Source organism: Brevibacillus fluminis (genome assembly GCF_052072235.1).
Taxonomy (GTDB): Bacteria; Bacillota; Bacilli; order Brevibacillales; family Brevibacillaceae; genus Brevibacillus_D; species Brevibacillus_D fluminis_A.
In genome coordinates, this window is sequence record NZ_CM125436.1 from 1,507,501 (window position 1) to 1,532,173 (window position 24,673).

The following is a 24,673-nucleotide window of genomic DNA, read 5'->3' on the forward strand; positions in this document are numbered from 1 at the left end:
GGATAAAAGCTACCCTGGGGATAACAGGCTTATCTCCCCCAAGAGTCCACATCGACGGGGAGGTTTGGCACCTCGATGTCGGCTCATCGCATCCTGGGGCTGAAGTAGGTCCCAAGGGTTGGGCTGTTCGCCCATTAAAGCGGTACGCGAGCTGGGTTCAGAACGTCGTGAGACAGTTCGGTCCCTATCTGTCGCGGGCGTAGGAAATTTGAAAGGAGCTGCCCTTAGTACGAGAGGACCGGGGTGGACATACCGCTGGTGCACCAGTTGTTCCGCCAGGAGCACAGCTGGGTAGCTATGTATGGACGGGATAAGCGCTGAAAGCATCTAAGCGTGAAGCCCCCCTTGAGATGAGATTTCCCACAGAGTCAATCTGGTAAGACCCCTCATAGACGATGAGGTTGATAGGTTCGGTGTGGAAGTGCGGTAACGCATGGAGCTGACGAATACTAATCGGTCGAGGGCTTATCCACAACAATCCATAGCAATGACTTGCGTATCCAGTTTTGAAGGTACAACCGGAAGCCATCTTGATGAAGATGGTTTTTTTGTATGTCAAAAAGCGGCTGTAACGAACGGCAGAATGAAATCTTGAAGAATGGAATCGATTGTACAAAGATAGTGAAGTGGTAATAGATTGGTGGCCACGTTTAAGCTAGCGGGCAGGATAGTCCCAGAAGGTAGAAAGGAAATGCCGCTAAGCAAGTTTCTCCAGTAGAACGATACACGAACTTCATAAAACAGATTTCTACCAAAACCTTTTATGAATCTTTTTTCTTTGCCTTTTACATTACGGAGCTCATCTAGTAACATTTTTTCATTAAGAAATGCAAGAATATCGTGAATTCCACCATCGCGAGTATGCTACCATATGCACTTAACAAATGTAGCGTAAAGTTTAATGTTATGATCTGAAAGGGTTTTTTGAAAATTATTATCATGATTTTCTATTACATTTGCTCAATTTGATTCAAACTAAGCTTTGAGAAGACAATCAATGTAAAATCGAAATAAGTAACAGAGGCCCATCAGGTGGGGGGATGTTTATGTTAGATAAATCGATTCCTTATTATAATGTCATTATGAAAAGAGTAGCGGGAACTCCTTTGGTTCATCATGAATTACCCCAGGGCTTCTCATTTTGTAGATATAAATCTGGTAAGGAAGTAGATTGGGCTGAAATAGAAGCTTCGGTAGGTGAGTTTGATAGTGTTGAAGAAAGCCTCAACTACTTTAAAAATGAATATTTACAACATTTTGAAGAACTAAAGAAAAGACTATTATTTGTTCTAAATTCAGAAGGAAAACCAATCGGGACGATAACTGGCTGGTGGAATTACACCGCAGAAAGACGAGATTTGTCAATTCATTGGTTTGCAGTCCAGCAGGAATATCAGGGTATGGGAATTGGGAAAGCCCTAGTGGCTAAATGCATACGAAACCTACAAGATCTCGACGGTGATAAAGATATCTATTTACATACTCAAACATGGAGCTACAAGGCAATTTCACTGTATTTGAAAAGTGGGTTTAATATTGAAGCCAGTGAGACATTTTCTGTTTATCAAAATGATTATGAACAAGCGTTTCCAATATTACACAATATGTTGAACGACAAGCTGCATAAACTGTTTTGATAATCGGCTAAAGGCAGCTGGGCGTGAGCACGATCTATCGGAAGCCGTTTGACCTCGACAGCCTGCGGGAGGAGATTACCGGCCGCTTTCAAGAGATGACAACCCATGTATACAATAAACTGGTCCGAGACCGGATTCCACAGATCATCGAGGAGAATGGGAAAACCTGCTCGATCAAAATGTTGGACGATGCTGCCTACCATCGCGAATTACGCAAAAAATTGCAGGAGGAGTGGCAGGAGTATTTGGCAGCAAGCCATGATGCGGAACGGTTGGAAGAGCTGGCAGATATGCTGGAAGTGATCTATGCGCTGGCAAACGGCCACGGTGCCTCGCGCGGCAAGCTTGAGGAGCTGCGCCAGAGGAAAGCCGAAACGAACGGCACATTCGCTGAAAAGCTGCTCCTGCTCAAAGTGGTGGAGAGGGGAAAACAGCGGAACGGATAAATCACGGCAAGCGAAGGCATGGTGCGGCCCGCGCTTGCCGTGTTTCTTTACAGCGACAGGGCTGTCTCCGAGACGACGATGCCATCTTCGTCCGCATAAGCAAAGTGTCCGGGTGTCCACGTGATGCCGCCGAATGAGAGCGGCACATCTCGTTCGCCCAAGCCGTTCTTGGCGCTTTTTTTCGGCATGGTGCCGAGCGCAAAGATTCCCACGTTGGTCTGGGCGAGCTGCGCCGCGTCACGAACGCAGCCATGGATGATCACGCCTGCCAGCTTGCGGTCTGCCGCAATGCCTGCGAGCCGGTCGCCGAGAAGGGCGCATTGCCGGGACCCTTCGCCATCCACGACGAGCACGCTGCCGGCAGGGATGTCCTCCAGCGCCTGCAGGACAAGCACATTGTCGTCTTTTACCTTGACGGTCCGAATCGGTCCATAAAAGGCGGGAATACTGCCAAACGAGCGAAACGTAGTGGTGCAAATGTGCAAATGTTCCGAATGCTTATCACATAAGTCTGCGGTTTTCAAAAGCGTTTCCCCCTTCATAACGAAAAAATCGCTGATGCTGACGGTTCTGCTGAAGTTGAATCGTATTTTACTATGAAGCAGATACAACTGACCAGCCTTTCTGCCAACATACACGAAGAAACGGCCGCCAGCAAAGCTGACAGCCGTATGATCTGATCTTGTACGGTTATCCGATGAACTCTTGCACCCAGTAGCCGTTGTAATAGCCGATGCCGATTTTCGTATAGCTGGCATTCAAAATATTTTCACGGTGTCCTTGGCTGTTCATCCATTGCGTCATGACTTCCTGTGGGCTTCTTTGTCCCATGGCGATGTTTTCGCCGGCTGTGCGGAATTGAATGCCGTACTGCTGCATCATGTCGAATGGAGAGCCATAGGTTGGGCTCGTATGGTCAAAATAATGGTTGTTCGCCATATCTTTCGCTTTGTCCAACGCGACGGTCGAAAGCTTGGCGTCGAACGTCAGCGCTTTGAGGCCCGCTTTTGCACGCTCCTGGTTAACCAGTGTCAGCACTTGGTTCGCGTACGCAGAAGCGCTGGTTTGGTTTTGCTGCGTCTGATTCTGGTTGTTGCTTGGGCTGGTCGCTTGACCTTGGCTTGGGTTGTTCGCTGGCTTTGTGCCAGGCGGATTCACAGGCTTTTTCGCCGGAGCAGTCGGCTGGTAAGGGACTGGCTGCTTGGCCGGCACCATGCCTTGTGTTGGATATTGAAATTTCTGGAAATTGAATTGATTCGAATTCACCATTTTTTCAAAATCCGCCCAAGAGATTGGTCCGTTTTGACCCGGCACATAAACATACACGCCAGAGTATGCGGCCGGAGATTGGTAACCAAACGTTCCTTGTGCAAACGTGAACAACTGGTTGGCATGCGCTTGGGCTTGTACAGAAACAGGCGCAGCCGTTGCCGCGAATGCGGAAGTGGACAAGCTGGTGACGCCAATTCCCATGGCTAAAGCGAACAACGATTTTGTGAAGATTTTCTTCAAATCAATCAGCTCCTTTTGTATGATCCTACGAGGTTAGTTGTCGGGTTCGGATTAAGGATTCAACCTACGCGTTTTACTAGCGATTCACCCCAACAGCCGGGCGCATAGCGCTTTTGGCCGTAATAAAGCGTCCCCCGCACCTCCAGCTTGCGAGGAGGTTTCGGCCCAAATAGCATATCGAATGACGGGGCGGTTGAAAAGGAAAAAAATATGGGTTCATTGCAATGATTTCCCAATTTTTGCGGCTTTCTTCTATGTAATTGCCCGAAACACGAGTGCTTCGAGCAAGGCCAAAGGATTGGGTGTATCTAGGAGAATCTCGCACAGCCAGCATTACGCTGCTGCCAAAAAGCCAAAACGTTAATGGCCGCAGCAGTGGCGTCTGCAATAATTGCACGATCTGCGGTTACCGGTGGTGGCGCAACGGAAGCAGGTGGCGCAGCAAGCGTCGCAAACGTTGGAAGGGGCTTGATTAAACGGGCTGACAATCGGTGGTGGAACGGGTGGACGGTTGAATGGACTGACGATCGGTTTTGGCGGGCACGGCCGGGCTGGCGCTTGCGTGAACGGGCTCACGATCGGGCGCTGTGGTTGGCATGGCTGTGCTGGCCCTTGGGTAAACGGGCTGACGATCGGCCGCTGCGGCGTGGGAACTGGAATCGGCAGCGGATAAGGATAAATGTTGGACGGCAGCTGCTGTTGTGGAGGGATGCATGGCTGGCGCAATGGCCGGGCGCATTTCTGTTTCGGGCAGCATCTCCTGCGTCTCCGGGGGCGGCAGCATTCTTCGCTGGAGGAGGAGCTGCTTTCCCGGGCGCATGAAGAGACCAACCGCCCCTTTACGTTTATGAGATCGTTATTCTTCTTATTTCTCAAAGGTAACCACTCCCATAGGTAGAATGTACAATATGTATATGCACAGAATCGCCATGCGAATGGACGGATGCTTGTATGCGGACGTCTATTTTTCTACTGAATCGCAAACAAATCGAAACAGATGTGCAAATAGAATGAAAAGTAAGGAAACGACCTATTGACAGCAAGGATCAAAACGTTTAGTATTTTGCTTACAATCCAAATTCACTCCTAGAAAGATTGCCTCTTTCAAGATCAGTGAATTGTTCTTGAACTCGACAAGTAAAACATTGACTGCAAAATCTATGCGACTCCGAGGAATCGGAGCGGGTAAGTAGATACAAGCCAGTCCGATCGTTTAGGCATGCGCCTTGATGATTCGGCTGGCTTTTTTACTTGATTCGGGGAAAAGAGATCAATCATTTATCTAATCGGAGGGAAAAAACAATGACCATCGTAAAAGAAACCAATGCCAAGAAGTATGTGCAAAAGCAGGAAAAATTCGAGGTAAAACCGCATCCGCAGCACAGCCGCATGTATCATATCGAGCTTGCGAACGACGTGATCCGCGATTTGATCGCCGCATTCCCGGATGTAGATTCGCAGCGCTTGATCTATGTGCCATTCATGCGCTATGTGGTGGCAGGCAAATTGCGCGAATTGTTGGGGCAATCGTTCCAGGACACGCTGCGCGGAATTTTGCAGGAGCGCGAAACAGGTGGTTTCACCATCGGTGTCCAGGGACAAACGACTGACACGGAAGACTTCGTTCTGTTCTCGACCGCGATCTCGCATCTTGTCGGCAGCCCGAACTTCGATGCGATGACAGGCACCTATTTTGCACGCTTCACGGTAAAAGATACGGATAACAGCGATTCGTACCTCCGCCAGGCGTACCGCCTGTTCACGCTGCATACGGATGGAACGTTCGTCGATGAGCCGACAGACTGGCTGCTCATGATGAAGATGCAAGAAGTCAATGCAGTCGGTGGCGAATCTCGTCTGCTGCACCTGGACGATTGGGAGGAGCTGGAGAAATTCAGCAAGCATCCGCTCGCGTCGCACAAGTTCACCTACCGTGCGCCAGCCAGCAAAAACGTCGAGCAAGTGGTGCATCGCCCGACATTCTTCCAACAAAACAACGCTACGTGCATCTGCTTCATCGACCAATTTGCGTATCCGGAAAACGTCGAGCAAGCGGTATACTTGAAAGAACTGTCCGATTCGATGGAAAACAGCGAAAGCACCATCGCATTGAAGCTGCCAATCGGCGATCTGGTGATGCTGAACAATACATTCTGGCTGCACGGACGCGCAGCATTTGAGAAAAATCCAGACTTGTTCCGCGAGCTGCTGAGACAGCGCGGCGAGTTTGCCAAGTAAGGTGAAATCACTTCTGAGCGAGACAAACCCCCCTGCCGCTGGAGCAGGGGGAAGGGCGGGTGAGATGTATGTATGATTTCGCGATTGTGGGAGGAGGGATTGTTGGCCTCTCGACAGCGATGGAGCTGGGGCGGCGATATCCCCATGCGCGCATTCTGGTAGTGGAAAAGGAAGATGGCTGGGCGAAGCATCAGACCGGCCATAACAGCGGTGTGATTCACTCCGGCATTTATTACAAACCGGGCAGCTTCAAGGCCAAATTCGCCCGGGCAGGCAGCAATTCCATGGTGCAGTTTTGCCAGGAGAACAATATCGAACACGATATTTGCGGAAAGGTCATCGTCGCGACGAAGCAGGCGGAGCTTCCGCTCATGGACAATCTGTATGAGCGCGGTCTGGCCAACGGGCTCGCCATCCAGAAGATCAGTGCCGAAGAGCTGAAGGAAATCGAGCCGCACGTCAACGGGCTGGGTGCCATTCGCGTGCCGATGGCCGGCATCGTCAACTACAAGCAGGTGTGCGAAACGTTCGCGGCGATCATCGGGCGGCAAGGCGGCGACCTGCGGCTTTCCACCAAAGTCGTGGACATTCGGGAGAAGCGGGGAGAAGTGGAGCTGGAGACGACCCGCGGGACGTTCCATACGCGCTTTCTCATCAACTGCGCAGGGCTGCACAGCGACCGTATCGCCAAGCTGGGCGGGGCAAAAGCGGATCTGCAAATCGTCCCGTTCCGCGGCGAGTATTACGAATTGAAACCGGAAAAACGCTATTTGGTCAAGCATCTGATCTATCCGGTGCCGAACCCGGCGTTCCCGTTTTTGGGCGTGCACTATACACGCATGATCGGCGGTCACGTTGAGGCGGGGCCGAACGCGGTCTTGAGCCTCAAGCGCGAAGGATACAAAAAAACCGACATCGACCTGAAGGATTTGGCTGAAGTCATGGCATTTCCCGGTTTCTGGAAGTTGGCAGGGAAATTTTGGAAGGAAGGGATGGAGGAGTACATCCGTTCCTTCAGCAAGGCCGCTTTTGTCAAAAGCTTGCAAGAGCTGATCCCGGAAATCAGAAGCGAGGACCTGGAGCCGGCGCCGGCGGGCGTACGCGCACAAGCGCTGAAGCCGGACGGCAGCCTTGTCGATGATTTCCATATCATTCGCGGCGCGAGCAGCATCCATGTCTGCAATGCGCCATCGCCGGCTGCGACCGCATCGATCGAGATCGGGAAAGCGATTGCCGAGCAAATACCAGAACCGCAAGTAGCAAAACCGCAAGCCATTTCCTAGGTAGGGGTGAAAGAAGTGACGTTGCAAACGGGCACGGTTGTCTATAAAAATTTGATCAACGGTCGCTGGGTAGAATCAACATCAGGCAAGGTGCATCCAAGCATCAATCCGGCCGATACCCGCGACATCGTCGGCTATGTGCAAATGTCGGTGGCAGGCGAGGTAGAGGCAGCGGTTCAGTCAGCCAAGCAAGCATTCGCTTCGTGGCGCAAGCTCTCGGGGACTGCGCGCGGCGAGTATTTGCGCAAAACGGCGGATATTATGGAGCGCCGCACAGCGGAAATCGCGGAGACGATGACGCGCGAGATGGGCAAAACGCTGGCGGAAGCCATCGGTGAAACGGCACGCGGCGTAGCGATTTTGCGCTACTATGCGGGCGAAGGACAGCGGGCAAACGGAGAAGTGATTCCGTCCGCCGACGCGGATGCGCTCTTGTTTACAAGCCGCGTGCCGCTCGGCGTCGTCGGATTGATCAACCCGTGGAATTTTCCTGTCGCCATCCCGATCTGGAAAATGGCGCCGGCATTGATCTACGGCAACACCGTCGTGATGAAAGCGGCGCTGGAAACGACCGTAACCGCCGTCAAGCTGGTGCAATGCTTCCTGGAAGCGGGCATCCCGCCTGGGGTGGTCAATCTGGTCAGCGGTTCCGGCTCGCTGATCGGCACTATTTTGTGCGAGCATCCTGATGTGAAAGCGATCAGCTTCACCGGTTCCAACGAAGTCGGGAAACAGATCGCCATGAAGGCGCTGGCCCGCGGCGCGAAGTATCAGCTGGAAATGGGCGGCAAAAACCCGGTGATCGTCACCAAGCATGCCGATTTGGAGCTGGCTGCCGAGCTGACGGTATCCGGCAGCATGAAATCATCGGGACAAAAATGCACCGCGACAAGCCGGGCGATTGTCGTAAAAGATGTGTACGACGAGTTCCGGGCAAAAGTCATCGAGAAAATGAAGCAGATCAAAACGGGCAATGGCCTTGACAAAGACACGTACATGGGACCTGTCGCGTCCGAAAATCAGTTGAGAGGCGTTTTGGCCGCGATCGAAAAAGGCGTCAGCGAAGGTGCGACGCTGGTATTGGGCGGCAAGCAGCTGACCGAAGGCGAATATGCGCACGGCTTCTATGTCGAGCCAACCTTATTCGAAAATGTCGACCCGTCCATGTATATTGCCCAGGAGGAGATTTTCGGGCCCGTGCTGGCACTCCTTAAAGCCGACTCGCTGGAGCAGGCGCTGGTGATTGCCAATGATGCCCGCTACGGCTTATCCGCATCCATCTTTACCAATCGCCTCGATGAGGTAATGACCTACATTCACGAGATGGAGGCGGGCATGATCCGCATCAATGGCGAAAGCTCCGGTGTTGAGCTGCAAGCGCCATTCGGCGGAATGAAGGAGTCCAGCTCCCACTCGCGCGAACAAGGCAGAGCTGCGATGGAATTTTTCACGGCAGTCAAAACGATTACGATCAAAGCGTAAAACAGACTTTTTAGAAAGAAAAATCCCCTTACCGCTCAGTGTGTGAAAATGAACTGGACGATAAGGGGATTTGGTTGTAAAATATGGAAATTTGAACGAGAACGGAGGGTTACGGCGATTGTGGAGCATACCGCCACTCCTACCGAAAGATGAGGAACAGGAAAAAGGCAGCCGACGGAACACAGCGGCTGCCTTACTTTCGGTTTTCACACGGCACTTCACCACATGAACGCCCGGTAATAATCATCCATCTCTTTTTTCATCTTCATTTTTTCCTGATCCAGCATGTGGCGGATCGCTTGCCAGTCTGTCTCAGCCGAGTCGGTAAACGCGATCCCTTTGGCAGCCATAAAATTGTGCAGCATCTCCTGGTCGTTCCCTGATTCGTACACTTCGTGCCCGCCTCCGATTACCCGCAGATCATGCAGCGTCTGCTTGATGTCTTGTGGAATCATGATGGAATTCACTCCCTCAAACGAATCGTCATCTCAGTTTGTCCGTTTGGTTTCAAATTTATCCAGCCGCGGGATTTGCGAGGGTAACGAAACAAGCCATGATCATGTAGCCAACCAGCCGGATAGACGGGCTGGTTTTTGCGTTTGTTGACAATTTTAGTTGTCTAAAATATAATTGCATAAGCAACTAAAAGAGCGGATGGAGGAAAAACCTTGACTGACACAACGCCGAAAACCAGCATTTTGGATAATTCGACAGGCTTTTTGATGGGCGTCATTTACCGTAAAATCTCCAACCTTTTGATGCACCGCTTGAAGGAGCACGATATTACACCGGAGCAATGGGCGGTTTTGTATCGGGTGTCGGAGCGTGAAGGGATGATTCAGAAGGAGATCGCCGAGCGTGCGGGCAAAGACAGGCCGACGACCACGCGCATTCTGGATGCGCTGGAGGCGAAAGGATTTGTGGTGAAGCAGGCCGGGGAGCAGGATCGAAGGTCTTTTTTGGTGTTCTCCACGGAAAAAGGGAGAGCGCTGATCGAGCAGATCGTGCCGATTGAAAAGCAGACGATCGCGGATGCGACACACGGCATAAGCGCCGCCGATGTGGAGCTGTTGCACCGGCTGCTGCGCCAAATAGGGGAAAATATCGACCGTTTGACGTAAGAAAGAATAAGGAGAGTTGTGAGAGCGATGCCTACTCAACCAGAACACGCATACGATGTGGATGCGCTGCAAAAACCGCAGCGATTGTGGACCAAGTCATTCATCACGCTGACACTGTGCAATTTTTTGTTGTTTCTTTGCTTGCAAATGCTGTTATCGCCTTTTCCTACCTATGTGAAGGATCGGTTTCATCCGGATGACTTCATTGTCAGCCTTGTGACCAGCATGTTCGCGCTGGCGGCGATCGTGACCCGCTTCATCACCGCAGTCTTGATGCGCAAGGTGCACCGCAACGTGCTCTTGTTTTGCGGCCTGCTGTTCGCCGCGATTGCGACCGCCTTTTATTCGTATCCGACGACGATTGGGGGCGTGCTTGTCCTGCGGATCTGCTTCGGGATCGGGTTCGGGATGGCGAGTACGTTGATGCCGACGATCGTGTCGCAGATCATCCCGGCGCGCCGGATCGGGGAGGGCATCGGATATTTCGGGCTGTCGATGAGCCTGGCAATGTCGTTCGGCCCGATGATCGGACTGTCGATGCTGGCGAATTATGGGTTTGCGCCTTTGTCTTATCTCGGTGCTGCCGCAGCCGCGCTGATCGTTCCGCTTTTGATCAGTACGCGCTCGCTGCCGCCGGAGCAAAAAAAGCCGGCTGCCCGCAAGCCAGGGGAGAAAAAGCCCGGCTTCAATACGAAGCTGCTGTTTCCCGCGCTGCTCAATTTCTTGCTTTCCGTCACGTACGGCGGCCTGCTCAGCTTTTTGGCGCTGTTTGGGAAAGAGGTGCACCTGGCCAATGTCGGGCTGTTCTTCTTGTTTAACGTGATCACGATTCTGATTGTTCGACCGATTTCCGGCCGTATTTTTGATAAAAGAGGGCATGGCGCGGTGCTCATTCCAAGCGCAGTGTTTGTCGTCGCCAGCCTGCTGGTACTGTCGTTTACCACGACGCTGCCGATGCTGATTGTTTCGGCTCTGCTGTATGGACTGGGCTTCGGCGCGATTCAGCCGACACTGCAGGCGTGGATGCTGCGCGTTTCTGCGCCCGAGCAGCACGGGATCGCCAACAGCATGTATTTCAACTCGCTTGATTTCGGCGTTGCGATCGGGGCCATGGCGCTCGGGATCATTGCGTCTCACTCCAGCTATGCGCTGACATACCGCGCAGCATCGGGCGTCATGGTGTTGTTCCTCGTGATTTACACGATCGTGCAAGTGGTCGGGCAAGCCAAAAAGAAAGCCGCTTTGCCAAAATTAAAAGAAGTTACGCCCGAATGAGTAAGCAAACAGCCGCTCCTGGTTTTACAAGAGCGGCTGTTTTTTTGCGTTCAACAATGAAATTCTCCAGTTCGCTTGTTCCTGGATCGCGCGTTTCAAAGCCATAATATAGCCGGCGTGCATCCCTTCATGGAACAGGGAGAAGATCAGCATTTCGCCAAACGTGTTGATTTGGGAGCATAGTAGCTTATTTTTCGTTCAATATGTAGCGGATGGTTCGTTTGGTGATATTTAATTTGCGGCTCAAAATCTCCCGATTGCCTCTTGTCTCGGCCAAGCCTTTTTCGATGATGCCGCGCCCCACCTCGCGCTCCAACTGCTTGACCCGTGCCATGATCTCGTCAAACGGCAGATTTTCCACGCGATCGACATGATTGATGATCGTGCGCGCGAATCGCTCGGCCTCCTGGTCCACGATGTCGGTGAGCTGGCGTGCTGACGCGGGGGCAGGGGGGGAAGGGGGCGGATACGCTGTCTGCACGCCCCGCGAATCGAGTGCAGCGGCCGTATGGCTATGGAGGAAGGAGGGCAGATGCTCTGCGCCAAGCACCGGACATTCGTGAATGGCGACCGACTGGTTGATCACGTTCAGCAGTTGGCGCACGTTGCCGGGCCATTCGTAGCGCTGCAGCAAGGCGAGTGCGTCGCTTCCGAGCCGGCAGGCGCCTGCGAACTTTTTCTCCAAGTAATCCGCGACGATTACCGCAATATCCGCCGGACGCTCACGCAGCGGCGGAAGCGTCAGTTTGACCCCTTCGAGCCGATACAAAAGGTCGGAACGGAACCGCTTGCGCTCCACCTCCGTCTCCAGATTCCGGTTGGTCGCGGAGATGAAGCGGATGTTGCTTTTGCGCGTTTCCTCGCCGCCGATGCGGTTGAATTCACCCGTTTCCATGACGCGCAGCAGTTTGACCTGAATCATCAGCGGAGCCTCGCCGATTTCATCGAGAAACAGCGTGCCGTTATGCGCCAGCTCGAAAAAGCCGCGCCGTTCCTTCAGCGCTCCGGTAAACGAGCCTTTTTCATGGCCAAATAGCTCGCTCTCCAGCAAGGTCTGGGGCAGGGCCCCGCAGTTGAGGCCGACAAACGGATGCTGGCTGCGCACGCTCTCCCCGTGGATGAACCGGGCCAAAAGCTCCTTGCCGGTGCCTGTTTCCCCTTCGATCAGCACGTTGATCGCTTTTTTGGCTAGCTTGGCGGCAAGCGGCATGAACCGCGCCATCGGGCTGTTCGGCGCATAAAGAATGCCGTAATGCGCGGCGATTTGGGACAGATCATCGGCAGGCTCAGTCGGCTCGTCGAGGATCGGCAGCACGATCCGCTCCAATGCTTCGAGATTGTCGAACGGTTTTTCCAAATAGTCGCGAGCGCCGCGCTGCATCGCGGTGACGGCTGTTTTGATCGTGCTGTAGCCGGTCATGATGATCACGTCGCACTCGGGACGAGCGTGCTTGATCGCCTGCAGCAGATCCAATCCGTTGGCGTCCGGCAGCTTCAGATCGACGAAAGCCAGATCAAAAGCGAAGCTGCCTTCGGCAATCAGCCGCTTGACGTCCGCTCCGGAATGGGCCGTGGTCACCTGACAGCGCTTGCGCTTCAGGAAATAGGTAAAAAACGATGTCACTTCTACCTCATCATCCACAATGAGCACCTGTTTGCTGTTCATGATGATCCTCCTTTCAGCTTAGGATGGGCAAAAGCAGTGTGAACCGGCTGAACGAGCCCGCCATGCTTTCCACGCGGAGGCTGCCGCCGTGCGACTCGGCAATGCCCAGGCTGACCGATAGGCCGAGTCCGGTTCCTTTGCTGGTCGCTTTGGTCGTAAAAAACGGCTGGAAGATTTGATCGAGCAGCTCGGCATCGATCCCGGTGCCGTTGTCCGTGACCGACAGGCCGACCCAGTCCTGGCCATCCTCCTGCACGAGCGACGTTTCGACCGCAAGCTCCGGCTGTGGCGTATCCTGAAGCGCATCGCGGCCGTTCAGCAGCAGGTTGATGATGATTTGCTCGATCTGATGACGGCTCGCCCTGACAAAGAGCGGCTTGTCCGACAGCTCCTTGCGCACGACAACCCCGGAGACGGCGAGCTGGTAGCCGATCAAGCCGAGCGCATCTTCGACCAGCTCGTTAATATGGACGTCCTCAAAATGAAACTCTTCCTGGCGGGAAAAAATCAGCAGGTTTTGAATGATTTTTTTGCAGCGGACGCCGCACTGGTAGATGTCCTGCATCATCTGCTGATAATCCGAAAGCTCCTGCTCCCGCTGCAACAGCTGGATATTGCCGAGGATGGCGGTGAGCGGGCTGTTCAGCTCATGGGCGACGCCTGCGGCCATTTCGCCCAAGGCCGCCATTTTGGCCGATTGGACGAGCTGTGCTTCCAGATTGACTTTTTTGCGCAAATCATTGTAAAGCAGCATATTTTCGACGGAAACAGCGGCATGCTCGGCGATTTGCCTGAACAGCTGGCGCTTTTCCGGCGACAGCCCCTGCTTTTTGTCATGCAAAAGCGTCAGGAAGCCGAGCGCCTGATTGCGCTGGCTGATCAAAAGGGCGGAGCTGGCTGTATGATCGGGAAAACGTTCGGCGAAGCGCTTGTCCAGATCATTTTCTTCTAATGCCAGATTCTTCTCCAAAGGCAAAATAAAGCTTCCGCATTCCCAGCTCCCATCGGGTAGATTCGACGGCTTGCTCGCGGTGTAGCAGCGCAGCACTCCGCCCTCGTGCAGGGTGAGGATGAAAGTCGCAAAAGAGAACAGCTGTGTCAGCTGGCGGGCGATCGATTCGCTGACGTCCGGCCAGGTGGCGTTGATCTGGATTTTGGTCAAATGGTTGATGACCTCGAGCTGCTTGTTTTTCTGCTTCATCTCGTCGACGACCACCGTCAGCTCCTTGTAGTAGCTGCGTCGTGACGATTGAATGCCGGTGAGCTTTTCGAGCAGTTCCTGTTTGGTGTTCATGGTGCCCCCTACAACGCTTTTTGGAAAATCATTTTGACATCCTCTGCCGTCATATCCCGCGGATTGGTCGCCATGCAGACGTCGCGCACGGCGTTTTCGCTCAGCATGTCGAGATGCTCCTCAAAAGAACCGAGCGCGGAGAGCGTGAGAGGCACATCGAGGTCGCGCAGCAGCTGGGTGACGGCGCGCTGGGCGAGCCGTGACGATTCCGCCAGACTGAGTCCCGCCGTGTTTTCGCCCATCGCTTCGGCAATCTGCCGGTATTTTTCGGGTGCGGCAATATAGTTGTAGTCCAGCACATACGGGAGCAGCACGGCGTTGACCTCGCCATGGGGCGTGTCGAGCAGCCCGCCGAGCTGATGGGACATCGCATGCACCGCGCCCAAAATGGCGTTGGAGAAAGCGATGCCGGCCTGCAAGCTGGCCATCGCCATTGCTTTTTTTGCCTCCGGGTTATAGCGGCTGGCGACGGATGGGCGCAGGTTCGCGGCGATCAGCCGCATCGCCTGCAAGGAATAAATCTCCGTAAGCGGGTTGGCCGCAAGCGAGATGTACGATTCAATCGCGTGGGTCAGCGCATCGACGCCGGTATTGGCGGTCAGGCGGCTGTCTTTGGTCATCAGCGTCTGCGGATCGATAATGGCGATGTCGGGAATGAGCGATTTGGAGATGATCGCCATTTTGACCTTCCGGGCTGTATCGACGATGATCGAAAATTGGGACACTTCCGAGCCGGAGCCGGCCGTCGTCGGAACCATCACCATCGGCGGCAGCGGACGGGTGATGCGGTCGACTCCTTCATAATCGAGGATGCTGCCGCCGTTGCTGCCCAAGAGCGCGATCGCTTTGGCCGCGTCGATTGCGCTGCCGCCGCCGATTCCCACGATTGCGTCGCATTCGGATTCCCGATAAAGGGCAACGCCTTCATGCACCTCGTAATCTTTCGGATTGGGCGTCACGTTCGTCCACAGCTGATACGCAAGGCCGCTTTCCCGCAAATGTGCGATCACGCGCTCGACCCAACCGTACCCGACGACACCGGGGTCGCTCACGAGAAAAACCCGGCTCGCGCCCAGCCTGCTCATGCTTTCGCCGACCTGGCTGATCGACTGCTCCCCGAAAATGATTTCGGGTGTCATAAACTTGGAAATCTGCATCCGAGCCCCTCCCTTATCCTTGTACCCCCATTGTAAAGGAAAGCGTTTTGAGGCAAAAGGACAAAAAAGCGGCCGCATCGCCGCAAAAATGTCCCATCGGGCCGAAAAATCGGCCAGCTGCGAGAGGAAACGACGACAACCATGCCGATTCCAGGATGGCACGGTTATTGCGAATGTAAGCGTTAGCATGACAAAAAAATCAAAGTGTGTAGGGGGAACGCGAGTATGAAAGCAGCGGTTGTCAATCAGTTCCATGAAAAGCTTGAGATCAAAGAAGTGCCGATTCCGGAGTTGGAGCATGGTGAAATTTTGGTCAAAATCAAAGCGTGCGGCGTCTGCCACACCGATTTGCATGCGGCGCATGGCGACTGGCCGGTCAAGCCGAAGCTGCCGTTGATTCCTGGCCATGAAGGCGTAGGCGTGATCGAGCGCGTCGGTCCTGGCGTCACCTCGCTCAAGGTGGGTGACCGCGTGGGGATTCCATGGTTGTACTCTGCATGCGGCGAGTGCGAGTATTGCTTGAGCGGGCGCGAAACGCTTTGCCAAAGCCAGCAAAATGCCGGTTATTCCGTCGATGGCGGTTATGCCGAATATTGCAAGGCGCCTGCCGCGTATGTCGCGAAAGTGCCGGACAATTTGAGCTTTGAAGAAGTGGCGCCGATTTTTTGCGCAGGCGTGACTACGTACAAGGCGCTGAAAGTTGCGAATGTCGCACCGGGCGAATGGGTTGCGATCTACGGCATCGGCGGATTGGGCCATATCGCGCTGCAATATGCCAAAGCGATGGGCATGAATGTCGTGGCTGTCGATATTCAGGATGACAAGCTGGAGTTGGCGAAAGAACTGGGCGCGGATATTACGATCAACGGCCGCAACGTCGATCCGGTTGCAGCGATCGAGCAAGCGGTGGGCGGCGTCCATGGCGCAGTCAGCGTCGCGGTGACGAAAAAGGCGTTTGAACAAGCATACCGATCCGTTCGCCGCGGCGGTTCCCTGGTCGTCGTCGGATTGCCGAACGATGAGCTGCCGATCCCGATCTTTGATACCGTACTGAATGGCGTTACCGTGAAAGGCTCGATCGTCGGTACGCGCAAAGATTTGCAAGAGGCGCTTGATTTTGCGGCACGCGGAAAAGTGAAAGCGATTATCGAGACGCAGCCGCTGGACAACATCAATGAAGTCTTCGACCGTATGGTAAACGGCCAAATCAACGGCCGCGTCGTCCTCACATTGGAATAGAGCAAAAAGCCCCGTGCGTTCGCGGGGCTTTTTCCATGTTTCAGGCACGCGCGCTTATGTCAACAACCCGCCGCTGCCTTGGCGATATTTGAGAATGCCTTCCGCTGTTCGGAACGCCAAAGCGCCCACGGTACCGGTCGGGTTGTACCCGCTGTTTTGCGGGAACGCGGAAGCGCCGATGACAAACACGTTTTCCGCATCCCACATCTGCAGCCATGTGTTGACCGCAGACGTGTCGGGACTTGTTCCCATGATTACCCCTCCGGTGTTGTGGGTAGATTGGTAAGGGGTAATGTCGTAAGGCCCAAGCTCCTTGGTTGCATCGATCGTTTTGGCTCCCATCTCCTTCAAGATTTCCTCGCACTTGGTACCGAGGAAACGGGCCAGCTCGCGGTCCTGCTCTTCAAAGTCGAAGGTGATGCGGATCAGCGGATCGCCGAACGTATCCTTGTACGTCGGGTCCAGATCGAGGTAATGATGGCGGAAGGAGAGGGAAGCTCCTTGTCCGCCTACGGAAAGCGAACGGTTGTAATAGTTGATCGAGGCTGCTTTGAAATCCTTGCCCCAGCTTGGCGTTCCTTTTGGCACCGGATTGTTTTGAATCGGGCGCCGTCCGGTTTGCGAATAGGAGATATTGCCACCGTGCAAAAATTTGAGATCTTTATGGTCGAACGCATCGCCGTTGTAATCGTCAAGACAAATGCCGAGCGCACCAGCGCCTGCGAACAGATTGAACTCTTTGTCAAAGTAGCCGGTTGCGCCGCCTTTGAGCACCTGGTACGCATAGTTTTTGCCGATGACGCCTTTGCCGGACGCCGGATCGTACGGTGTGCCCAGCTTGGAGAGCAAAAGCAGGCGGGAGTTGTTGAACACATAGCTGCAAAGGACGACAATATCAGCCGGCTGCTCGATGTCCTGGCCGGTGGCGACATCGGTGTACAATACCCCGGTCGCTTTTCCGCCTGTATGTAAAATGCGACGTACCTGGGAATGGGTGCGGATTTCGAATTTGCCCGTTTTCTTGGCCACTGGAATGACGGTGACGACCGGGTCGGCTTTGGCCCCGTACTCGCAGCCGAAGCGCTCGCAGTAGCCGCAGTATTGACAAGCGGCGCGGGAGACGCCGTCCGGGTTGGTGTACGGCTCCGACAGGTTGGCCGAGGGCATCATGTACGGATGCAGCCCCATCTTTTTGGTTGCATCGGCGAACATTTTCATGCCAGGCGCCATTTTCATCGGTTTGGTCGGGTACGGTGCGGAGCGCTTTGTCCCGAGCTGCTGCTCCAGCGGATTCGGCTCACCGGAAATCCCGCACAGTTTCTCGAATTTATCATAGTACGGCTCCAGCTCATCATAGGTAATCCCCCAGTCCTGGATGGTCATCTCTTTGGGGATTTTGGCCGCGCCATATCGTTCGGTCGTTTTGCTGCGAATCTGGAAATCATAGGGGAGGTAGCGGTACGTCTGGCCATTCCAGTGCACGCCGGCGCCGCCGAGTCCGTCGCCCAGCAAAAAGGAACCGTAGGAACGCATCGGCAGCGCACGCACTTTTTCATTGCTGCGGAACGTGATCGTTTCTTTGGACAAGTCTTGCATCAGCTCATAGCGCAAGGCATAGCGCAGCTCATCATGCACCATGAAATAATCCTCGGTTTTTCGTTCCTTCCCCCGCTCAAGCCCGAGCACATTCAAGCCGGCTTTGGTCAGCTCCTGCGCGATGATGCCGCCGCCCCAGCCGACGCCTACCAAAACTACATCCACTTTCGGCAATTTTTTTGCCATGGTTTCACCTCGCTGTCCTTCTTTGTTAGTGGGAAAGATGGTCTTTCAAGCTTTTCGGTTCCATTTTGGCGAAAGCGTCCTGCTCGATCACTTGCGCATAGGACATTTGGTTGCCCGGATAATTTTTCAGCTTCCAGCCGTCCATGTTGCTGTTGCCGCCATACAGCGGGTCTGCGTAGACGCCTTCAAGCGTGCTTGTGCGCAGCAACTGGAAAAAACCGCTGGCGGAAATCGTCGTCAGCTTCACTTCATCCTTTTCAAACGCTGTCAGGACCGCATCCTGCTCCTCGGGGGCAAGATCGGCAAAATTCTTTTTATACTTGGCATTGCTGTAGTTCTGGATTTCTTGCAGGCCGATCGTAAAAATTTCGCGCCGTTTCAGCCGGCCTTGGTATCCTTGGACTTTTTCGCCATTGAAGAATGGCGCTTCCATGTAATCGCGGGCATTGAAGCCCCATTCGCCGGCCAGCTGGTGGTCCATGAAAAAGGCGACGCCAAGCGCTTTGGCACCAGGTCCAAGATCATCCTGGGGAAAAATCCGCTCGCTTGCCGCTTCGGCGATCTTGAACTGCTCCTGTGTGAAAAACATGGTTGCCTGCGTGTAGTTGGCAGGCTGGGCCGCCGGTTGGGGTGCGGGCGGGGCCGCATTGTTGGTTTGTTTTCGCGGGAGCAGACTGCCTACCACACCCCCGACGATCAGTCCGCCAACGGTATAACCAGCGTTTTGCAAAAACTTGCGCCTGGATAACGTAGATTCATCAATTTGATCATTCTTGTTCGCCAACTGAATCCACCTCCTAGAAGTGGTTTGCTCAAATCAGCCAAATCTTAAACATACTGGAATCCAAAAACATCCTGAAAGAAAACAAAACGCGCAGGTGATGCTAAGAAAAAAGGAAGGCAGGCGAATGACCATGAGGAAATGGCAAGGCTGGGCGGTCGTTTCATTGGCGAGCGTTTTGATCGTAACGGCTTGTGCGCCGCAGGCAAACAATGGAACGCGGACGCAGTCGATGCAGGCGCAGACGACCAGGCCACTTCATGATGCAGCGGTGATTCCAAGCTACGATGGGCAAAAAACAGTCACAACGAACCAACACGGCAGTACCTATAGCGGCATGGGCAGCTCGGTGCTCAGCCGAATCGGCAGCTCTGGACTCCATACCGGCGGCATCTCGGCCAAACTTGAGTCGGTACTTGGAAGTGCCGGGATCGACGGGATGAAAGTGTTCGTCATCGATGACACCGTGATATTGGGGGAGACGGGAAGAGCGGGTATTCGGGCGACCCATTACGATGATTTGCAGAGCAAGGTGCTCAGCAACACGGCGGGGAATTCCGGAACCGGGCGAAAGCATGCGAGCAGCAGCAGCATGTCCGGCACGATGGGAGCGCGGCATAATCCGATGAACGATGTACAAAAGGCCAAGCGCGAAATTGAGCATTTTACAGGCGGCAATGTTCGCGTGCTCGTCGTCACGCATGCGGAAGGACTGAAAGCCATCGATCGTCTGCGGGCGAATATGCAGAAAACGGGTGTTCCGGTTCAAAAAGTCGCGGATGATGTGAGAACCGTGCTGAAATACGCAAAGTAACGAAAAAAACCGGTTTCCCGCGATGGCGGAACCGGTTTTTCAATTGAAATCGGTTGAATGGTTTCACGGGGAACAATGGAAGGGCAGGGAGCACATGGAAAATTGCGCCGCAGCGGACAAGTTTACTGCACCTCAGCGGATCATGGGGTAAGGCGCTTTTGCCGCGCTTGCTCCTGCAAGAGCGCCTTCATCATTTGCTGGGTTTGCCACGAGGTACTGTCCATCCAGTCGGGATGGGCCAGGTTGATCCGTTCCTCCGGGTCAGCCGTCAGATTGTACAGCTCGTATTCCTCGCAATCGGGCTGGTCGGGTTCAAAATAGCGAGAGTATTTCCACAGCTCCTCGCCCGCCGATGTGCGCAGCCACGCGATGACGGTCTCGATCTGCTTTGGCCCTTTCACCGACGGATAAGGCACGCCGAGCAAGCTTACTTGGTGGAGCCCGCTCGTCGGGTCGTCCGATGTCATGAAGTAAATCGGCTCCCAGGAGCGGTCGACGGTTTGCTTGCCGAGGAAGGCATCCGCCAAATTTCTGCCCACGAGCGGCCGCGTTTCGGTGTGTGACGTGCCCAGTGCCGCTTGCAGCCTCGAAACATCTGCACCTGTAAGCCCAAGGATGGTCGGAACAATGTCGATATGGCTGGTCAGCAGCTCGCTTTGCCGCGGAACCGGAAACAGCTTCGGCTGGTGGACGATCAAGGGAACGTGCAGCGCTTCTTCGTAGGCACAGTAAAATTTTTGATGCAGTCGGCCATGGGCCCCGAGCAAATCGCCATGGTCGGCGGTAAACACAATCAGCGTCTCGTCATAAAACGAGGAGCGCCGGAAGCGATCGAGCACGCGCATCATCTGGTCATCGGCATGTTTGATCAGCTGGTAATAGAGGCGGAAGTAATAGCGTTCATCGGAAATCGGCTGGAAGGCGCGGTGATAGAGGCGGCGGTAGCTTCGCTGGCAGCGCGGGCGGTCAGCCAATGTTTCCCCATAGGTAGGCGGATACGGAACGTCAGGGATCGAAGGCGCGACGGGAAAGGAAAACAGCGGAGACATCGCGCTGAAGTCGCCGTAAAGCACGATGTCGTGGGGATTCACGAATGAGGTGACGATCAGCCACGGTGCATCGGCACGGCCAGCAGCGCCGCTCCCGCGCTCCTGTTCAAGCTGATCGATGAGCGAGATGAACTGCGATGCATACGTTTGGTCGCGTCCCCTCGGGCCGATCGCGGAAGACGAGCCGGAGTTGTGCGGATTTTTACCGTGCGGCTCCGGGCCGATCCAATGGGAAAAGCCGTACGCATCCAGCCGATTGGCATGAAGGTAAAGCTGTTCCGCCTCGGGATCGGGTATGCCGGTAACAGGATCATAGCTTGGATAAGACAGGTGGCTGCCCGGGCGGATCATATCAGCGTTGGAAAAGTGCCATTTGCCCAAATAGTAGGTCCGGTAGCCGTTGAGCCGCATGTAATCGCCCAAGGTTGGAACCGTATTGGGATCAAGCCAAAACTGGTCGGGATCAAACGAGGTTTTTGCAGCGCCAGGCGTTTGGCTGACACCATGCAAGGACGGATATTGTCCGGTGAAAAGGCTCGCGCGCGAGGGACAGCAAGCGGAGGCGGCGATGTAGTGGCGGCAAAATTCCAGGCCATGCTGACGCAAAAAAGCGTGGGCGGGCAGCTGCGTGCGGCTCCATTCTGCGAGCGCTGCCGATTCATAGACGGGCGGAAAGCGTTCTTCATCGGTCAGGATGATGAGGATATTGGGGCGCTTCACGGCCATTCGCTCCTTTCGTAAGCAACGTTCTCAATGTGACCTGCCATCCTAAGTGTATGCGGGGGCAAATGGAAAAAGCCGCGCACGGCGACGAGCGTGCACGGCTTTCAATTAACTGCCTGGCGAGGATTTATTCAAAGTAGGCCCATTTGTACTGGGCATTCCCCATGCCGGAGATCACGACATCTTTCAGCTTCTCGCTTTGGGTATAGATGGAGCCGCGGAAATAGAACGGCAGCACCGGCATGTCGTCGATGAAGATTTTTTCCGCATCTTGCAAGACCGCTTTGCGTTGGGCAGGGTCTTGCACGGTCGCGGATTTGTTCAACAGCTCCGTGTATTGCTTGTTCTCCCAGTTGGTATGGTTGTTGCCGCCCTTCGTTTTGAAAATCTCCAGGAAGTTGATCGGATCGTTGAAGTCCCCGGTCCAGCCCATCCGCGCCACTTGGTAGTTGCCCTGTTTGATCGCATCGTAGTACACGTTCCATTCCTGATTTTCCAGTTTGACGGAGACGCCCAGGTTTTTGCTCCACATGTCTTGCACGGCTTGGGCGATTTTGGCCTGCGCGTCATCGGTATTGTAGGAGAGTGTGATCGGCGGCAGCTTGTCAACGCTCGCGTAGCCCTCCTCCTTCATGCCTTCCGCCAGCAGCTTTTTGGCGGTCTCCACGTCATTGTCCTTGAACAGCCCCTGTTCGTTTTCAGGGAACATGGTTGGCGGGACGATCGCGGTGGCCGGAAGCTCGCCGCCTTGTGTAATGTTTTGCACGATGGACTTGCGATCGATGGCATAGGCGAAGGCTTGGCGAATCTTTTTGTTGTTGAACGGCTTTTTGTCCACGTTGAATTCGTACCAGTACGTCGCCGCTTTCGGCTTGATGTGCAGCACGCCTTTTTCCTTCAGCGCCGTCATTGCGTCAAACGGGATGCTGCTTACAGGCGCGCCTGCCATATCCAGCTCGCCGCCCTCGAACATGGACAGCTCGGTATTGGTGTCGTTGATCATGTTCAGCTCGATTTTGTCCAGCTTGACGTTTTGTGCATCCCAATAGTTTTCGTTTTTCTCCAGCACGATCTTGTCCTTGTGCTTCCAGTCAGCCAGTTTGAACGGGCCGTCGCTGATGAAGTCGGGACCGGCGTTTTTGTACCAGTCGGGGTTTGCCTTGGCTGTTTTGCTGTGAACCGGATAATAAGTGGAAAAAGCGGTCAGCTCCAGGAAAAACGGCGTCGGATTTTCCAGCTTCACTTCCAGCGTCTTGTCGTCGATGACCTTTACCCCGAGCTGCTCGGCAGGCAGCTCGCCTTTGAACACCTTCTCGGCGTTTTTGATGTAATAGAGCATATAGGCGTATTCCGATCCGTTTTTCGAATTCAGCACCCAGCGCCATGCGTAATCGAAGTCGTGGGCGGTTACCGGATCGCCGTTGGACCATTTGGCGTCACGCAGCGTGAACGTGTAGGTGGTCAAGTCATCGGACACCTTGATGTCCTGCGCAATCGCGTTTTCCGGCTTGTCCTCCTTGTTGATGCGGGTCAATCCCTCGAAAACCTGGAGCAGCACGTTGTTGGAGTAAATGTCGGTCGCAGCGTTCGGATTCAAGTTCGTCGGTTCGGAGAAGTTGTTGGCACGCAAGACTTGTGCAGGTTTGGCTGCTTGTTCTGGTGCGGGAGGGGTCTCGGCACTCGGTTGCGGGGGAGCTGGCTGTGTCTGTTGGTTGCTGGTGGCTGACTGGCTGCATGCGGTCAGAACGGTCGCGAATCCGACGGAGAGCGCCAGGGCACTGAACCAGCCGTTCGTCTTTTTGGTTTTGAACAAGTGTGATCACTCCTTTTTTCCTGTCGAACAATTGGATGATTCGGGAAAAAATGACAGGGAATAATGTACGAATTATACTGAATTTTCCTAACTTTCACCAGTGTCTTTGTACCGAAAAGAAAGAAAATTCGTTTCATCGCGAAAAAGATGCGGCCGTGGTGCCCCCGCTTGATCAGCAAAGACGCTTGGCGGCGCGGCTCATGATTGCTCCCTCTCCGGGAAAAGCTAACGGCAGCATGTCCGTCACTTTTTCCAGAAAGGATGAGCACCATGAACAAGCATCGGCTATGGCTCAGCTCCCTTCTTGTCCTGACGCTCATCGCCTGCAGCCGTTCAGCCACGCCCGCCAAACCGGAGCAAGCGGCAGGAGAGAAGACGCGCGCGACCGCGCAAAAAGGGCCAAAACAGCTCGCCTCCCCGCAAATCATCGTCCACGCCAAAGCGCTCAATCCGATCACGCTGCAGCTGACCTTTGAAAAGCCGCTGCCGCCGGAGGATTTGGTGCTCCGGCATGCCCGCAACAATTTTGCGTTCACCGCCGGACTGTCGATTCGCGATGTGCCGCGGCTCAAGTCCGGAACCAAAGCCACGTACCTGATCCCGACCACCGTACAAAAAACGGGCCATCGCTACATTCTGACCTATAAAGGCAACACGACCGCCAGCTTTGATGCCAATCCGCTCAAGCTTCCTTTCGCAGGCGTGAAGCAAGTGTCGTACGATACATTCGAGATCGAAAGCTTCCTTACGCAGCGTGTCACCGATTATCAAAATGTGATCGCGGATACGCCGGGCAAGCGTGGAGGTTTCAGCTTTGAACTGGATGATCACAACCGCTTTCAAGGGAAGAGCTACCAGATCATCCCATCGTTGCAAGACGCGCAGCTTTTCGTGATTCCAAAGGGCGGCAACACGATCATCACCGCATCGTACGTTCCCCAAACACAGTTGACAGACGGTCGGCAAGCCCCCAAATTCCGTCTGCCGGACGGCGTCGTGTTCAAACCGGGTACCACGTACACCATCACCTCCGATTGGGCCGCGATCGATCGCAACAGCCTCCGCGCAGGCAAAATCGCCCCGCTGCCAATCAAGGCGGTAAAGAGGTTCACGCCATCTGCTGTGGAAGTCGTACTGGCTACAGACCCGAAAGACGAGGTGTTTGCCTCGCGCAGCATCGTGCTGACAGCGCCGAACGGCCGCCGGTTAACCGCGACATACCGGGAGAACAGCCGGAAGGGAGCGAGCGGAATTTTTGACGTGCAAGCGGGCGCCACGCTTGCGATCGGGACGACCTATGCGGTGCAGCCGGCTGGACCGTGGGCCATTGCCAATCATGTGAACGTGAGGCCGTGACCAGA

Annotated in this window: 21 protein-coding genes, 1 rRNA gene and 1 riboswitch (1 of these 23 cut by a window edge); of the genes, 12 read left to right on the forward strand and 10 right to left on the reverse strand. The window is 54.3% G+C overall.

Annotation, left to right across the window (positions count from 1 at the left end; translation table 11 throughout):
* The 3 genes from ACTID9_RS07720 to ACTID9_RS07730 form a co-directional block, all read left to right on the forward strand.
* A 23S ribosomal RNA gene (locus tag ACTID9_RS07720) occupies window positions 1-473 on the forward strand; it begins 2,456 nt to the left of the window's first position.
* Window positions 474-1,046: 573 nt separating this feature from the next.
* The gene (locus tag ACTID9_RS07725) at window positions 1,047-1,637 is read left to right on the forward strand and encodes a GNAT family N-acetyltransferase (RefSeq protein ID WP_441070624.1); all 591 of its coding nucleotides are present in this window, start codon (window positions 1,047-1,049) and stop codon (window positions 1,635-1,637) included.
* A 95-nt stretch (window positions 1,638-1,732) separates the two neighbouring features.
* On the forward strand, window positions 1,733-2,083 hold the full coding sequence (locus tag ACTID9_RS07730) for a nucleoside triphosphate pyrophosphohydrolase (RefSeq protein WP_441072485.1): 351 nt from the start codon (window positions 1,733-1,735) through the stop codon (window positions 2,081-2,083).
* Between the two features lie 47 nt (window positions 2,084-2,130).
* Here the strand turns inward: ACTID9_RS07730 and rraA are convergent, their stop codons facing one another.
* Window positions 2,131-2,625 (reverse strand): ribonuclease E activity regulator RraA, encoded by a 495-nt coding sequence (gene rraA, locus ACTID9_RS07735; RefSeq protein WP_441072487.1) that lies wholly within the window; start codon window positions 2,623-2,625, stop codon window positions 2,131-2,133.
* Between the two features lie 148 nt (window positions 2,626-2,773).
* Entirely contained in the window at window positions 2,774-3,595 is an 822-nt protein-coding gene (locus ACTID9_RS07740) for a CAP domain-containing protein (RefSeq protein WP_441070625.1), read from the reverse strand.
* 7 nt (window positions 3,596-3,602) lie between these two features.
* Window positions 3,603-3,771, reverse strand: a riboswitch (cyclic di-AMP (ydaO/yuaA leader).
* Window positions 3,772-4,106: 335 nt separating this feature from the next.
* On the opposite strand from ACTID9_RS07740, the gene ACTID9_RS07745 reads away from it, so the two are divergent.
* From ACTID9_RS07745 to gucD, 4 genes are all read left to right on the forward strand, one after another.
* Window positions 4,107-4,268, forward strand: a complete 162-nt coding sequence (locus ACTID9_RS07745) for a hypothetical protein (RefSeq protein WP_441070627.1) — start codon at window positions 4,107-4,109, stop codon at window positions 4,266-4,268.
* 629 nt (window positions 4,269-4,897) lie between these two features.
* Entirely contained in the window at window positions 4,898-5,833 is a 936-nt protein-coding gene (gene glaH / locus ACTID9_RS07750) for a glutarate dioxygenase GlaH (RefSeq protein ID WP_441070629.1), read from the forward strand.
* 68 nt (window positions 5,834-5,901) lie between these two features.
* Window positions 5,902-7,116 (forward strand): L-2-hydroxyglutarate oxidase, encoded by a 1,215-nt coding sequence (gene lhgO / locus ACTID9_RS07755; protein WP_441072489.1) that lies wholly within the window; start codon window positions 5,902-5,904, stop codon window positions 7,114-7,116.
* A gap of 15 nt (window positions 7,117-7,131) precedes the next feature.
* A complete protein-coding gene (gucD, locus tag ACTID9_RS07760) occupies window positions 7,132-8,598 on the forward strand; it encodes an alpha-ketoglutaric semialdehyde dehydrogenase GucD (protein WP_441070630.1) in 1,467 nt (488 codons plus the stop codon).
* A 218-nt stretch (window positions 8,599-8,816) separates the two neighbouring features.
* Here gucD and ACTID9_RS07765 read toward each other — a convergent pair whose 3' ends face one another.
* A complete protein-coding gene (locus ACTID9_RS07765; protein ID WP_441070631.1) occupies window positions 8,817-9,053 on the reverse strand; it encodes a hypothetical protein in 237 nt (78 codons plus the stop codon).
* Between the two features lie 213 nt (window positions 9,054-9,266).
* On the opposite strand from ACTID9_RS07765, the gene ACTID9_RS07770 reads away from it, so the two are divergent.
* Window positions 9,267-9,719 (forward strand): MarR family winged helix-turn-helix transcriptional regulator, encoded by a 453-nt coding sequence (locus ACTID9_RS07770; protein WP_441070632.1) that lies wholly within the window; start codon window positions 9,267-9,269, stop codon window positions 9,717-9,719.
* Window positions 9,720-9,746: 27 nt separating this feature from the next.
* Window positions 9,747-10,994 carry an MFS transporter gene (locus tag ACTID9_RS07775; protein WP_441070634.1) on the forward strand — a complete coding sequence of 416 codons (1,248 nt, stop codon included), beginning with the start codon at window positions 9,747-9,749 and terminating at the stop codon, window positions 10,992-10,994.
* A 187-nt stretch (window positions 10,995-11,181) separates the two neighbouring features.
* On the opposite strand, the gene ACTID9_RS07780 is transcribed toward ACTID9_RS07775, so the two are convergent.
* The 3 genes from ACTID9_RS07780 to ACTID9_RS07790 are packed head-to-tail and all read right to left on the reverse strand — an operon-like array spanning window position 11,182 to window position 15,111.
* A complete protein-coding gene (locus tag ACTID9_RS07780) occupies window positions 11,182-12,660 on the reverse strand; it encodes a sigma-54-dependent transcriptional regulator (RefSeq protein WP_441070636.1) in 1,479 nt (492 codons plus the stop codon).
* Between the two features lie 13 nt (window positions 12,661-12,673).
* Complete coding sequence (locus ACTID9_RS07785; RefSeq protein ID WP_441070637.1) at window positions 12,674-13,954, reverse strand: sensor histidine kinase; 1,281 nt, start codon at window positions 13,952-13,954, stop codon at window positions 12,674-12,676.
* 8 nt (window positions 13,955-13,962) lie between these two features.
* Window positions 13,963-15,111, reverse strand: coding sequence for an iron-containing alcohol dehydrogenase (locus tag ACTID9_RS07790; RefSeq protein WP_441070638.1), 1,149 nt, complete (start codon window positions 15,109-15,111; stop codon window positions 13,963-13,965).
* Between the two features lie 225 nt (window positions 15,112-15,336).
* Between ACTID9_RS07790 and adhP the strand changes: the two genes are divergently transcribed.
* Entirely contained in the window at window positions 15,337-16,350 is a 1,014-nt protein-coding gene (gene adhP / locus ACTID9_RS07795) for an alcohol dehydrogenase AdhP (protein ID WP_441070639.1), read from the forward strand.
* 54 nt (window positions 16,351-16,404) lie between these two features.
* Here the strand turns inward: adhP and ACTID9_RS07800 are convergent, their stop codons facing one another.
* Both ACTID9_RS07800 and ACTID9_RS07805 read right to left on the reverse strand, forming a co-directional pair.
* Window positions 16,405-18,132, reverse strand: coding sequence for a GMC family oxidoreductase (locus ACTID9_RS07800; RefSeq protein WP_441070641.1), 1,728 nt, complete (start codon window positions 18,130-18,132; stop codon window positions 16,405-16,407).
* Between the two features lie 25 nt (window positions 18,133-18,157).
* On the reverse strand, window positions 18,158-18,916 hold the full coding sequence (locus ACTID9_RS07805) for a gluconate 2-dehydrogenase subunit 3 family protein (RefSeq protein ID WP_441070643.1): 759 nt from the start codon (window positions 18,914-18,916) through the stop codon (window positions 18,158-18,160).
* A gap of 124 nt (window positions 18,917-19,040) precedes the next feature.
* On the opposite strand from ACTID9_RS07805, the gene ACTID9_RS07810 reads away from it, so the two are divergent.
* Window positions 19,041-19,727 carry a hypothetical protein gene (locus tag ACTID9_RS07810; RefSeq protein ID WP_441070645.1) on the forward strand — a complete coding sequence of 229 codons (687 nt, stop codon included), beginning with the start codon at window positions 19,041-19,043 and terminating at the stop codon, window positions 19,725-19,727.
* A 140-nt stretch (window positions 19,728-19,867) separates the two neighbouring features.
* On the opposite strand, the gene ACTID9_RS07815 is transcribed toward ACTID9_RS07810, so the two are convergent.
* Both ACTID9_RS07815 and ACTID9_RS07820 read right to left on the reverse strand, forming a co-directional pair.
* Window positions 19,868-21,502: a sulfatase-like hydrolase/transferase gene (locus ACTID9_RS07815; protein ID WP_441070647.1), complete on the reverse strand. Its 1,635-nt coding sequence runs from the start codon at window positions 21,500-21,502 to the stop codon at window positions 19,868-19,870.
* 124 nt (window positions 21,503-21,626) lie between these two features.
* Window positions 21,627-23,312, reverse strand: coding sequence for a peptide ABC transporter substrate-binding protein (locus tag ACTID9_RS07820; RefSeq protein WP_441070649.1), 1,686 nt, complete (start codon window positions 23,310-23,312; stop codon window positions 21,627-21,629).
* A gap of 270 nt (window positions 23,313-23,582) precedes the next feature.
* Here ACTID9_RS07820 and ACTID9_RS07825 point away from each other — a divergent pair, with 270 nt between their 5' ends.
* Complete coding sequence (locus ACTID9_RS07825) at window positions 23,583-24,668, forward strand: hypothetical protein (protein ID WP_441070651.1); 1,086 nt, start codon at window positions 23,583-23,585, stop codon at window positions 24,666-24,668.
* Window positions 24,669-24,673 lie beyond the last annotated feature (5 nt).